General features: G+C 59.6%; 9 protein-coding genes. 5 read left to right on the top strand and 4 right to left on the bottom strand.

The genetic code is table 11. The features are described from left to right. Positions 1 to 52 precede the first annotated feature (52 nt). Together AC5S27_RS19510 and AC5S27_RS19505 are read right to left on the bottom strand one after the other, a co-directional pair. Complete coding sequence (locus AC5S27_RS19510; RefSeq protein ID WP_493936232.1) at positions 53 to 1,030, bottom strand: aldo/keto reductase; 978 nt, start codon at positions 1,028 to 1,030, stop codon at positions 53 to 55. A 71-nt stretch (positions 1,031 to 1,101) separates the two neighbouring features. Next, positions 1,102 to 2,142: an aminopeptidase gene (locus AC5S27_RS19505; protein ID WP_493936231.1), complete on the bottom strand. Its 1,041-nt coding sequence runs from the start codon at positions 2,140 to 2,142 to the stop codon at positions 1,102 to 1,104. 263 nt (positions 2,143 to 2,405) lie between these two features. Between AC5S27_RS19505 and AC5S27_RS19500 the strand changes: the two genes are divergently transcribed. The 3 genes from AC5S27_RS19500 (at position 2,406) to AC5S27_RS19490 (ending at position 8,848) form a co-directional block, all read left to right on the top strand. Further along, on the top strand, positions 2,406 to 5,972 hold the full coding sequence (locus AC5S27_RS19500) for a TonB-dependent receptor (protein ID WP_493936230.1): 3,567 nt from the start codon (positions 2,406 to 2,408) through the stop codon (positions 5,970 to 5,972). Positions 5,973 to 6,313: 341 nt separating this feature from the next. After that, the gene (locus AC5S27_RS19495) at positions 6,314 to 8,065 is read left to right on the top strand and encodes an amidohydrolase (protein ID WP_493936229.1); all 1,752 of its coding nucleotides are present in this window, start codon (positions 6,314 to 6,316) and stop codon (positions 8,063 to 8,065) included. Between the two features lie 156 nt (positions 8,066 to 8,221). Next, positions 8,222 to 8,848 (top strand): glycine-rich domain-containing protein, encoded by a 627-nt coding sequence (locus AC5S27_RS19490; RefSeq protein ID WP_493936228.1) that lies wholly within the window; start codon positions 8,222 to 8,224, stop codon positions 8,846 to 8,848. A 16-nt stretch (positions 8,849 to 8,864) separates the two neighbouring features. On the opposite strand, the gene AC5S27_RS19485 is transcribed toward AC5S27_RS19490, so the two are convergent. Then, complete coding sequence (locus AC5S27_RS19485; protein WP_493936227.1) at positions 8,865 to 9,974, bottom strand: carboxylate-amine ligase; 1,110 nt, start codon at positions 9,972 to 9,974, stop codon at positions 8,865 to 8,867. Between the two features lie 157 nt (positions 9,975 to 10,131). Between AC5S27_RS19485 and AC5S27_RS19480 the strand changes: the two genes are divergently transcribed. Continuing rightward, positions 10,132 to 10,755, top strand: coding sequence for an alpha-ketoglutarate-dependent dioxygenase AlkB (locus AC5S27_RS19480; protein ID WP_493936226.1), 624 nt, complete (start codon positions 10,132 to 10,134; stop codon positions 10,753 to 10,755). A gap of 201 nt (positions 10,756 to 10,956) precedes the next feature. Further along, positions 10,957 to 12,513: a VWA domain-containing protein gene (locus tag AC5S27_RS19475; RefSeq protein WP_493936225.1), complete on the top strand. Its 1,557-nt coding sequence runs from the start codon at positions 10,957 to 10,959 to the stop codon at positions 12,511 to 12,513. 93 nt (positions 12,514 to 12,606) lie between these two features. Here AC5S27_RS19475 and AC5S27_RS19470 read toward each other — a convergent pair whose 3' ends face one another. Further along, on the bottom strand, positions 12,607 to 13,614 hold the full coding sequence (locus AC5S27_RS19470; RefSeq protein ID WP_493936224.1) for an ATP-grasp domain-containing protein: 1,008 nt from the start codon (positions 13,612 to 13,614) through the stop codon (positions 12,607 to 12,609). Positions 13,615 to 13,618: the final 4 nt, after the last annotated feature.

Genomic DNA, 13,618 nt, shown 5'->3' with positions numbered 1-13,618 from the left:
AACTTGAAAAGCCCCAGACTCAGTCTGGGGCTTTTTCGTGCTCATCTTCACTCTAGACCGGGTGCTCGTTCAGGAACTTCCCGATGCTGTCAAACTCCTCCGTGCTCAGCCGGAAGTGCAGCGCCGGAGCCAGCCCCGTCACCTGCTCACCACTGCGCCCACCCACAATCGCAGCAGTAATTGCCGGATGATGCAGCGTCCAAGCCACCGCCACCACCCCCGGCTGCACTCCGTGCGCCGAGCCGATCTCCCGCAGCAACTCCACCAGCTTCAAATTCCGGCTCAATCGCGGCTCGTTGAACTCGGCCGCCTTCTTGCGCCAGTCATCCGCCGGCATCGCCGCTACGCGCTCTGCACTCATCCGCCCAGTCAGCAGACCACTCACCATCGGGGAGTAGTTAATCACCCCAATGTTGTTTTCAAGACAATAAGGCAGAATCTCCGCCTCAATCGCCGGCCGCAGCATCGAGTAGGGAGGCTGCAGACTGGTGATCGGCGCAATCGCCTGCGCCCGCTTCATCTGCGCCACATTGAAGTTCGAAACCCCAATCCAGCGAACCTTGCCAGCTTTCTGCTGCTTTGCCAGCTCCGCCCAGCCTTCTTCGATCTCCTCGTCAGGATTCGGCCAGTGGATCTGGTAAAGATCGATCGTCTCGACCCCAAGCCGCTTCAGCGACCCCTCAAGCTCTTCAACCACCGAGGCAGCCTTCAGCGAACGGTAAATTTTCCGCTCCGCATCCCAGCGCATCGAGCACTTGGTAAAGATCAGCGGCTCATGGGAGGAGCTACGCACAGCCTCGCCGACAATCTCCTCGGAGTGCCCAAGCCCATACACAGCAGCCGTATCGATCCAGTTGATACCCTCATCCAGCGCCTGGTGAATCGCGCGGATCGATTCAGCATCATCCTGCGCGCCCCACGCAAAATCCCAGTTGCCGCCGCCAATAGCCCATGCGCCAAAGCCGATCGGGGTCAGTTTCAGGTCAGAATTGCCAAGCGTTTTTGTAGGAAGGGAAGTAGTCTCTGTCATCACAACAGCATAGATGCAGAGACCCCCAAAATGGCGGCCCAAAGGGCGCAGAACTTACGCTGCAATCAAAATTACGCCGCGATCAAAAACCGCCCATCGCGCATAATCTGTTCCTGCCCGGCCTCAGACTCCAGCCAGATATTAAATCCCAGCCCGACAACATCGATGTGCGTGCCCGAGCGCCAGGGTGCCCCCGTGTGCTCGCCATAAGGATTCCCAAAGGCAATGTGGATCCCCGGAAACTTCTCATCCTGCAAGATATTCCCGATCACCCGCTCCACCCCAAGATTGGTCCCAATCGCAAACTCACCCACCCGGTCCGAATTCTCGTCGGTATGCGTATAAGCCCAGAAATCCGCCTCCAGCGCCTTGTTTGCGCTTGAACAGCTCACAATCCGGTTCCCAGCAATCTCAATCGTCAGCGGCGTTGCCTCCAGCAGCCCGTAGCGCGCACAGAGCCAGTCGCCCACCACGCCATCAACCACGAAAGTCCCGTTCACCTCACCCGGCGAAGTAAAGCACTCCCCGCCCGGCAGGTTGCCCCACTTCTCCGTGCTGATAATCCCACTCGTCTTGAACCACTTGTACCCCGGATTCATCTCGGCCGTAATATCCGTCCCAGCCGCCGTCGTCGCGCGAATCCGCGTCGCCTTCTTCACCCGGTCCAGCACCTGCTGCGAAAGCCGGTCCACCAGGTTGAAATCCGCCCGCATCCCCTGCCGCATAATGTCGGCCGTAATGTTGACCATGTGCGCATGCCGCATCTTCCGGCGGTTCACCACATCCGTCATCTGCATCCGGGACTGCAACTCATTCTGCTGCACCTGCACCGCAAAGATCGAAACCTGCGAACTCTCCATATCCGCCAGCACCGCCGCCGGCATATTGGTCAGCGGCCGGGGAGCCAGGTCCTCCAGCAGAAACACATTCCACTCGCATCCCTTCGCCGCCAACTGCTCGCCGATCGCCGCAGCAATCTGCTCCGTCGCGCGATCCGTAATCAGCGTCACCTTCTCAGAAGGGTCGATCCGCAGGCAGGTCGTCACCGCCGATTGGGCCCCCGCAACGAAGTCAGCGGGATACTCGATTTGCAGCAACTCGGATGCGGTCATAAGGTCGTAGCTCTCCCCGGAAATAGGCTATGGCGCACAGATTGGCAGCCAACGTATCCCTTGAGCCTAACGGAAAATTCACGCAATTGAAATGGTCAAAGCCGCCATTTCTGCCCGTTTTCCTTACCCCCGCGAGGCCCACTCGCAACCCCCACAGAACCAACGTCTTAGCCGGACCGGCAATCCTGCACCGGCGTCAGAATTAAACGTCTGTTCAACGAACGTTAAAATTCCGCTCTTCTAATTCCCCTATCGTGCAGGCTATGAACAGATACGTACGCAGTATTTTCCTTTCCCTTCTGGCAGGCCTCTTCCTCATCCTCGGCGCAAGACCGGCCGTTGCGCAGTTTGAAAACGGCAGCCTCGTCGGCTCTATCCGTGACTCCTCCGGAGCAGCCATTCCTGGCGCCAGCGTTACCGCCACCAACACGGCCACAGGCATCGTCGCCACCGCTACCACCAACGCCTCAGGCGACTACGAATTTCCCTCGCTCCGCGTCGGTACCTACACCCTGCACGCCGAAGCCAACAGCTTTTCCGCTGCCGTCGCAGAGAACGTCAATGTCACCGTAGGCGCCCGCCTCCGCATCGACCTCTCCCTCAAGCCCGGCGGCTCCGAGAGCACCGTCGAAGTCAGCAGCGTCGCCCTCCAGCTCGAAACCGACTCCAGCCAGCGCGGCCAGAACATCTCCAACTACCAGAGCGAAGCCCTCCCGCTCGTCAGCCGCAACTACTCTGACCTCCTCGGCCTCGTCACTGGCAGCCGCCAGGCGCCGACCGCCGCCACCACCAGCTCCATCAGCTCGCTCGTCCGCGCCGGCGCTTACAACGTCAACGGCCAGCGCAGCATGTTCAACAACTTCCTCCTCGACGGCATGGACAACAACGCCTACGGCGAGTCCAACCAGGGCTTCGATAACCAAATCATCGCCGTCCCACCCGACTCCGTTGCCCAGTGGCAGGTCGTGACCAACAACGAGAGCGCCGAATACGGCCGCTCCTCCGGCGCCACCATCAACGTCGCTTCCCAGTCCGGTACCAACGGTATTCACTTCACCCTGTACGACTTCTTCCGCAACACCAACCTGAACGCCGCCGGCTTCTTCAAGCCCAACGTCGTCAGCAACACCGGCACCGTCACGCCGTTCCACAAGCCCACCTTCAACCGCAACCAGTTCGGTATGAACTTCGGCGGCCCCATCCTCAAGGACAAGTTCTTCTACTTCCTCGACTACGAAGGATTCCGCCAAAAGCTCACCCCGCTCTCCGTCCTCACCCTGCCCACCCAGGCCGAGCTGAACGGCGACCTCGTCGTTCCCGTGCGTAACCCGCTCACCGGTGTCGTCTATGAAGCAGGCAGCTCCATCCCGACCAGCGCCCTGGATCCGCTCTCCGCGCAGATCGTCGGCTACTTCAAGAAGATCGAGTCGCTGCCAACCACAGGCCTCCCCACCACCGGCCTCAACTCCAACGACTACTCCGTCCAGGTCCCGTTCACTGACAACTCCGACAAGGGCGACCTGCGCCTCGACTACCAGCAGAACGCCAAGAGCTCCTGGTTTCTCCGCGTCAGCGATCGCAAAGAGACCGGCGTTAACCATGTAGCCATCCCGCTGCCCCTCGACGGCCAGACCAACGGCACCATTCGCATCCTCGACCAGCAGGTAGCGCTCGGTTACACCCACCTCTTCGGCATGAACAAGATCCTCGACGCGCGCGTCGGCTTGTCTCGCACCAAGGCCGGTAAGTACAACCTCTCCATCGGCGACAACGCCTTCACCATACCCGGACTGCCGGACAACCCCATCGTCGCCGGCGGCCTGCCCTCGGTCGGCATCTCCGGCTTCAGCGGCTTCGGTCGTCAAAGCACCAACCCCCAGTGGCAGAACCCCGCACTGCTCGATCCCAAGTTCAACTTCACCTGGGTCAAAGGCAAGCATTCCCTCAAGCTCGGCTACGAGTACGAGCATGTCTGGATGGCCGTCAACGACAACAACCCGCTTTACGGCTCCTGGACCTACTCCAGCGGCTACAGCACCTGCCCCAGCACCACCGTCGACGGCACTTCAACCCCCACGCTCGCCAACTGCACCAGCACCAAGGCCGTCAGCGACAACTACTGGGCAGACTTCCTCTTCGGCACCACCACCAGCTATCAGCTCGCCAACTACTACGTCGTCCACCTCCGCCAGACGCTGGACAGCGCCTACGCCCAGGACGACTGGAAGGTGAGCCCAAAACTCACCCTCAACCTCGGCGTTCGCTGGGAGTACGGCTCACCCTACTCTGACTGGAAGAACAACATCTCCAACTTCGATCCCGTCTCGCAGACCGTGCTGACCACTACTCCCGGTGCGGTTGCCGGCAACGGCATCACGCCCGTCCATCCCGGCGGCACCTACGGCAAGACCCTTGTCAACCCCGACTACAACGACTGGTCGCCCCGCATCGGCTTCGCCTACGCGCCAACGGATAAGCTCGCCATCCGCGGCGGCTTCGGCATGGGCTACGTCCACTACACCCGCGCCGGCTCCGGAGACATCCTCGCCATCAACGCGCCCCAGGCCCAGTTTGCCGCCGTGACGCAGATCGCGCCCACGACAACAGACCAATGCTCCACCCCGCTTCCGGCTCAGATCATCGCGGTCGGTTCCACCAAGCCGAGCTGCTACGCCGCCGCCAGCCAGGGCTTCCCCTCCGGCCTCGTCACCACCTTCAATCCAGCCACCGACAACATCACCTGGATCCCCAAGAACACCCGCGACAGCTACGTTGAGAGCTACTTCCTCAGCGCCCAGTACCAGGTCGCGAAGAACGCTCTGCTCGACGTAGCCTACGTCGGCAACCACGGCGTCAAGCTGCAGGGCTTCCTTAACGGCAACCAGAAGAACCCTTCCAACGGCTTCGCCCGCCCCTACGGCAACTGGCCCAGCGACATCACCACCGCACTCAACGAGTTCTGGTCCAACTACAACGCCCTGCAGGTCCGTTATGAGCAGCGCATGGTGGCCGGCCTCACCCTCCTCAACTCCTTCACCTGGGAGCACGCCCTCGACAACGCCAGCGCCTCGCTCGAAGGCAACACGCCCTCCCCGCAGGACGCCAACAACCTCGCCGCCGATTACGGTCAGTCCGATTACAACCTGCCTGTAGCGAACGTCACCAGCCTCGTCTACGAGCTGCCTTTCGGCCGTGGCCGCAAGTATCTTGCCGCCAGCAATGCCGTGGAGGACGCAGTCCTCGGCGGATGGCAGGTCAGCGTCATCAACACCTCGGAGGCAGGCACACCCTTCAACATCACCTACACCCCCAACGGCGCGCAGCAGGTCTCTCCGCAGATCTCCGCCACCTACCGCGGCGCCAATGAATACCGCCCCGACCGCGTCCCCGGCCAGAAGGTCACCCAGGGCACCTCCAAGCGCGCCGCCAACACCGGCTACGTGAACTACATCAACTACAACGCCTTCGTCCTGCCCTCCATCAAGGATGGCGCAGGCAACGTCCTCAGCCCCTTCGGCAGCGGATCGCGCAACCCCGGCCGTACGCCCGCCTTCAACGAAACCGACCTCAGCCTGAACAAACGCTTCAGCACTCCCGTCAACAATCTCAAGGTCGAGGTCCGCGGCGAGTTCTACAACATCTTCAACCACACCAACCTCTACCTGCCCAGCACCATCGGCGGTACACAAGGCACCACCGCGGCCACCCTGGGCGTCGGCGCCACACCTTCGCTCAGCCAGATCACTGGCGGCGTCCCCACCAGCGGCGGTCAGATCTCGTCGACCTACGAACCCCGCATAGTTCAGTTCGGACTGAAGATCATCTACTAGTCCCAAAACAGAACGGCAACCTGCAAAAACTCCCCGCAGGTTGCCGTTTATTTATTGCAAAAAGCGCATACTTATCCAAAGCCCAAATTCTTGTCATTCCCGAAGGGAATCTGCTGTTAGCAATTCGCCCCAAAGAGCGTACAAAAGGCGCACAAAAGCGCACCCAAAGTACCTGCAACCCTTTGCGCATCATTAACTTGCACCAGATTGTGCACCCCTCCCCCCTTCCAGGCAAAAATTGACGCATTCAGCTCCCTTGGAAAAAGGGAATCGCAAAACACGCAAGCATCCACGCTAGCCAAGATAGAGTGGTGGCATCCCGCAAACCGGAGCCACCGAAGATGCGACGCATAGCCCTGACCATTGCATTGGCGCTCACAGCCAGCTTCGCCCACGCGCAGTCCGGCCACTCTGAACAAGCCGACCTCATCCTGATCCACGGCACCATCCTCACCGTAGACGCCAAAGACTCCGTAACCCAGGCCATCGCCATCCGCAAAGGCGTCATCCTGAAGACTGGTAGTAGCGAAGAAATCCTCAAGCTGGCCGCTTCGAACGCAAAGATCATCGACCTTCACGGCGCCACCGCCACACCGGGCCTCATCGACACCCACGCCCACATCGCCAGCGGCGGAGTAGAAGAACTCTACGGCGTAAAGCTCTCCGACGCAGGCTCAGTCGCCGAAATGGTCGCGCGGGTGAAAGCCAAAGTGGCCCTGATGAAGCCCGGCGAATGGATCACCGGCTCGGGCTGGGACGAAGGCAAGCTGTCCGAGCACCGCTACCCAACCGCTGCCGACCTCGATGCCGTCGCCCCCAATAACCCGGTCTGGCTCATGCACACCACCGGCCACTACGGCGTAGCCAACTCGCTGGCTCTCAAGCTGGCAAAGATCACCTCGGCCACAGCAGACCCAAAAGCCGGCACCATCGATCGCGACAGCAAGGGCAATCCAACCGGCGTCCTCAAAGAGACCGCGATGGATCCGGTCGCCAGCCTGATCCCGGAAACCACACCGGAGCAGGAGCGGCAGGGCATCCTCTACATCCAGAAAGTCCTGCACAGCGAAGGCATGACCGCCGTCAAAGACCCGGACATCACCCACCTCGAATGGGACGCCTACAAATCCCTCCTCGACTCAGGTCAGCTCAAGGAGCGCATCTGCGTCCTATGGCACGCCGGAAGAACGGTCGAGGGCGCAGAGAAGGCCCTCGCCGAGATCAACAGCGTCCCGCGCCTGCCCGCCAGCCTCGGCGACAGCCGCCTGCTCTCCTGCGGCGCAAAGATCTACATGGATGGCAGCGGCGGCGCCCGCACCGGCTGGATGTACAGCGATTGGCTCAAGAACGCCGCCACGCCAGACTCAGGCAACAAAGGCTACCCGCAAACCGACCCCGCCGAATACCTCAAGATGGTCCGCCTCTTCCAGCAAGCCGGCGTACCAGTAGGCACACACGCAGTAGGCGACCGTGCCATGGACACAGTCGTAGACGCGTATGCGCAAGTCGAAAAAGAGTCACCCAAACCCGGCCTGCGTCACAGCATCATCCACGCCAACCTGCCCACGCCACACGCCATCGACGTGATGGCCGATCTGCAGAAGAATTACGACGCCGGCTACCCGGAACTGCAAGCCGAATTCCTCTGGTGGATCGGCGATATCTACGCATCCAGCTACGGACCGGAACGCGGCCAGCACCTTGACCCGCTCAAGACACTCAAAGACCGCGGCATCCTTTGGTCCGGCGGCTCGGATTACTCAGTGACTCCAATCGCAGCCCGCTACGGCCTCTGGGCCTCCATGGCGAGGCAGACGCTCAAAGGCACCTACGGCGCGCAGCCCTTCGGCACTGCCGAAGCCACTGATCCGAAGACAGCGCTGCGCAGCTACACAGCATGGTCCGCCCGGCAGATGTTCCTCGAAGACAAGATCGGCACCCTGGAACCCGGCAAACGCGCCGACATCGCCATCTGGGATCGCGACATCTACACCATCCCCACCGCCCAGATCAAAGAAATGAAATGCCTCATGACCCTGCTGGATGGCGAGGTGGTCTATGCCGCTAACGATTCACCCATTTCATCGAAGTAGATTTTTCTGTCGATAGAAAACGTAAATATTCGATGAAATAGTGTGCAATCAATGCGCAGACATTCTGAGTGAGCGAGCAGTCCCGTGCTATGCTGTGTGCAATTGAAGAGATGAGAAAGCTAACGGGTGCCGTTAGCGACAGTCTGGAGACTGCACATGATTGGTTGGATATTAGTAAGTATCTTGTTTGTGTTTGTTTGTGGAACAGTGATGTTAGCCCGGTATACCCGGCGGATGTCTTTCCCGAAGCCTCCCACAGAACTCAACCTTGACTCCGTACGCGATGCGATGATCGAAAAATACGGATGGAGTGTTCAGCGCGCAGACGCTGCAAAGGAAGAGTACCTACGGTTCCTTACTCTTGTTCAGAAAAAGCCGGGCTTCATGATTGTGCCATGGCTGGACTCAGATGGCCGAGATGACCTTGACCAGTTCTGGCATCAGCACATCCTCGATACAGCTAAATATGCCAGCGATTGCCAGGCAGTCTTTGGCCGCATGATACATCACAATCCGCATGTACCGCGCGGGTCGCAGCTAGAGGAAGAAGCAGTAACCAAAACAAATCGCTTCTACGCAAGAACCTTCCAATCCGGTCCATTCGGAACGCCAGCCTCTGAAGATGCTTTCATCGGGTGTTCTACATGCTCAGCCGATTCTTCAGACTCCCATGCCCACGGATCGCATTCCGATCACGGCGGTAGTACAGGAGACAGCGGCCATAGCTGCGGAGGTCATAGTTGCGGAGGACATGGTTGTGGCCACGGATGCGGTGGCCACTAAGTTATCGAACGGGCCTTCAGAAAAGGCCCGCGGCCGTCTCCTCGGCCATGTAGTCGACCACTGCCTTCAAATCACCGTTGGTTCTCTCGAAGACAGCTAACTGACGGTCTGCGCCAGTACCGGTTTCTAGGATGTTGCGGATATCTTCAATCGCTGCGCGGCTGCCTAACTCATCCACCGCTGGACTTACCAGTTCGAGATACTCCAGGATAAGTTCGCGCTCCGGCACTTCCTGCTGCTTGCCGAAGTCGATCAGGTTTCCGTCGAGCCCATAGCGTACGGCGCGGAACTTGTTCTCCATCAGCAGCGGCCGCGCGTACTGGCGGAAGTCCTGGTTCGACTCATGCAGCCGGAAGAGCGTTGCAGCCGTAGCCTGGATGAGCGCAGCGATGGCAATCGACTCCGACGCCCGAAGCGGAATATCGCAGGCGCGCACCTCAACCGTGTCGAAGTAAGGATGCGGCCGGATATCCCACCAGATCTTCTTCGCATCGTCGATGCACTTGGTCTTGATAAGAAGGTTGACGTAATTCTCGAAATCCGAGTAACTCGCAAAAGCGTCGGGAATACCGGTGCGCGGGAAGTTCTCGAAGACCTTGGCGCGGTAGCCTTTGTAGCCGGTGTTGATGCCGAGCCAGAAAGGCGAGTTTGTCGTGAGCGCCATGATATGCGGCAAGAAATAGCGCATCGAGTTCATGATGCGAATGGCGGACTCGCGGTCCTCGATGCCGATGTGCACGTGCAGACCAAAGATGAGGTTCGATCGCGCAACCAACTGCAGATCCTTCACTACCTGACGGTAGCGAGGGTCGGGGTAGATTTCCTGGTTGCGCCAGTCGGCAAACGGATGCGTAGCGCCAGCGACCAGGATGAGGTTGTTCTCTTTGGCCAGACGGATCATCTGCCGGCGGAGGTCGTAGAGGTCTTCGCGCGCCTCGTCGATGTTATGGCAGATGCGCGTGCCCACCTCGACCACGGACTGGTGCATCTCGGCCTTGACCCGCTCCTCCAGCCGCATCTTACCCTGCGACAACATCTCAGTAGCGATGTGGGAGCGCAGGTCGCGGCTCACCGGGTCAATGGTCTGGTACTCCTCTTCAATGCCGAGCGTAAAAGATGGCCGCATGCGTTCTCCCGGAAGGACCTTTGGAACTAGATGGCACTGCTGCGCCCATTGTGAAGGCTGGTCATTAGTTTCGCCTAATTTTCGCTTTTTGATGTATGCTGAGGATGTCGAAACGGGACGGGTTCCATTGTGGATCAGCCCCAAAGTGGGGACGAAGATGAGCCTTTTCAGCCAACTCGAAGTAGAACCCACCCACGAGCCTCTGGCCGATGGGGCGGTGCTGATGCGTGGGCTTGCGCTACCGCAGGAGCGCGAGTTCCTCGCTGCGATCGACCAGGTCACCCAGGCCGCGCCGTTCCGCCAGATGGTGACGGGAGGTGGTCAGGCCATGTCCATCATGGGTACGGACTGTGGCAATGTCCGAAGAATGGACGACCAGTACACGCCGGTCAGGAAGTATGCCTGGCCGCCCATGCCGCAGGTTCTGCGCGAATTCGCTATTCGCTGCGCGGTCCGCGCAGGCTTCCCCAACTTCCGCCCGGACGCCTGCCACTTCAACCGCTACCAGGCCGGCAATAAGCTTGGCCTGCACCAGGATCGAGGCGAGGTGGACTTCACGCAGCCCATTGTGTCGCTCTCCTTTGGCCTGGAATGCGTCTTCCTCTTCGGCGGTCTGCAGCGTACGGACAAACCCCGCCACATCCTCCTCGAGCACGGCGACGTCATCGTCTGGGGTGGTCCCTCGCGCCTCGCCTTCCACGGCGTCCAGCCCCTCAAACCCGGTTGCCACCCGCTCATCGGTCCTTACCGGATCAATCTCACCTTCCGCAAAGTGTCATAAGTTTCAAAGGCAAGGCCGTAGTGGGTTGTGGCTTTGATGGCGCGCGAATAGCAGTCAAGAAGGAGCTCTAGGCCTTGAGTGGAAGCGATGTTAGAGGATTCATGCGAACTGCGGAGCCTCATCGCCCGTCTAACCGGCAGGGAACCAAAGATCCGACATTTTCGTAACCGGAAAAGTAAGTCTGGAGCCGTTTAACAAGTCATGAACTATATGCGCATTGCTCTCTGTACCGCTCTTGCCGCAACTGTCCTTACTGCGTCCATCTCTGCCTTGGCCCAGGAGCCGCCGCCTGAAGCGTCGACGCTCCACGTGACCTCCAATCTCGTCTTCCTCGACGTCACGGTGCTGGATAAGCAGAATAAGCCCGTCGTCACCGGCCTTACCAAGGACGACTTCATCATCAACGAAGAGAAACAGCGTCAGCCGATCTTCTCGTTCGAGCCGCCCGAGGCACACACCGCCACGGATACAGACAATCCTGACGGCAAGGTGCCCCTGAGCATCTTCGTTCTCGACCGGCTGAATTCCGACACGATGACGTTCAACGCCGACTTCGACCAGTTCGGCAATCTCTACGAGCACCTGCACGACTACATCGCCTCGCTCCCCAAGCAGCTTCCGGCTCCGGCAGAGCTGATGGTGATGGGCAACCGCAATCTGGAATTGCTGCAGGGCTTTACGCGCGACCGCGACGAGCTGCTGTTCGCGCTCGATCACATGCCGGGCGTCGTCCCCTACAAGGCTCTTTACAGCGGCTTCGACGCCGAGCGTTTTCAGCAATCCATGGATGCCTTGCAGCAGATCGCTCTCCAGAACTCCGGCACACCCGGTCGCAAGAACATCATTTGGGTGGGCCATGGCGCGCCGAATCTGCCCATCAACACCGAGAACATCAAGATTCACGAGCGGTTCATGCGCTATGTGCACGACACGGTCGATCTGCTTACCAACCAGCGCATCACGCTCTTCGTCGTCAACCCGTCGCCACGGCTTGCCCAGGCTCACTCTGAGCAAGGCACAAGCTACAGCGACAAATCCACCAATCCCTTTACTGGCGACATCAATTTCGCCCAGTTCTCTCACCAGACCGGCGGCACTGTTTTCTACAATCGCAACGACATCGACAAGGAAATCAGCCAGGCCGAGGAGCTGGGCTCCCGGTACTACACACTCACGTATCGTCCGCACATGGAAAGCGACGACGGCAAGTTCCGGCGCATTACCGTCACCATGCGCAATCCCGAACTGCGCGCCGTCACTCGCACCGGCTACTTCAACCCGGACAAGAACAGCCCGCAAAACGGCCGCGAGCAGTCCATTACGCACGTCTCTGAGGCGGTGCGCAGCACGTTGCCCGTAAGCGGCCTGAACGTAGTTCTCTTTCGCGTGGTGCGTCTGCCGGAGTCGCGTTCGGCGGTTATCACGCTGCTCTTCCCAACGAAAGACCTCGACTGGCAACCCACAGCTGACGGCAAGAGGCACGCCAGCGTACTCGTCGCCGCCGCGAGTACCGGCGGAAGTCAGAACGTAGTCGCATCCAAGATGGAGGCCATTTCCATTGAAGGCAACGCCGACGACAAAGGGAATGAGATGGCCCGCGTCTCGGTGAAAATCCAGGTGCCGGGGCGTACCAAGCGGATCCGCGTCGTAGTTGCCGGCGAGGGCACGAACCGTGCCGGTTCCATCGACATTAGCCGCGCCGTGGTTGACGCCTCACCCGAAGGGACTCTGCCCAAGACGACCGCGGCAGCACAATAGCCGCAATCGCCGTACGATTCAACCCCAGCATGGAAAAAGCCAGCGCACCCGTAGGCGTGCTGGCTTTTCTACTATCCCGAACGGTTGCGAAGGTTATTCCTTGGTCTTCTTCGCCGGGGCCTTCTTGGCTGGGGCCTTTTTCGCCACCGGCTTTTTTGCGGACGCAGCCGGTGCCGCTCCCAGGAACGAGGACCACCGCAGTTCTGGGATGCTTGGCGCGATTTTGGCCTTGGCGATGGCCAGCGCGGCGACCTCTGACACGATCCACTCGAAGTTTTTCTCGCCTACGGAGTGCAGGTCCGCGTCTGGTGCAGGATTCATGAAGTCAATGGCGTAGGGAATGCCGTTTTCGACAGCAAACTCGACGGTATTGAGGTCATAGCCGAGTGCCTGGCAAAGCTTCAGTGCGTCCTGCTCCACGCGTTTCAGCAGCGCCTTGTCGTACTTCGGCGGATCGAGCACATAGCGCTCGTGATGCGGGTTGCGCGGGTCATACGGCATGATGTGGACCTTCTTCTGCCCGACGACGTAGCAGCGGAAGTACTCCTTGAAATCCACAGCCTTCTGGTAGAGCATGCACAGGTCGCGGGACTGGTCATAGGCGTTGAAAAACTCCTCGCGATTGTGGATGTGGAAGACGTCACGCCACCCACCGCCATCGACCGGCTTCATGAAGCCGTGCTCGCCGACATAGTTGAAGACGCCTTCCCAGTCGAGCGGGTATTCGAGGTTGCGCATGGAACGGTCGTTGGTGCCTTCGGGGTACTTCTTGTGAGGCAGGATGACTGTAGGCGGAATAGCCACGCCCATTTTCGCAGCCAACGTGTAGTTGAAGAACTTGTCATCGGCCGACCACCAGAAGGGGTTGTTGATGACAATCGTGCCGTTCAACGCAGCGTGCTTGAGATAGGCGCGATAAAACGGAATGTCGTGCGAAATGCGATCGACAATGACGGAATAAGGCGAGGGCTTGTCGAGATGGACAGCTCCGGTTTCAACAAACTCCGCGGTGATGCCGCTGACGTTGAGCGAGTTGATGCGCTCCACCAGCGCGCCGGGAAAGCTGTTCTCCATACCGAATAAAACGCCGATTTTCTTCAAAGTT

The organism is Acidicapsa borealis (assembly GCF_059115245.1).
This window is presented reverse-complemented; position numbering and strand designations above follow the sequence as displayed.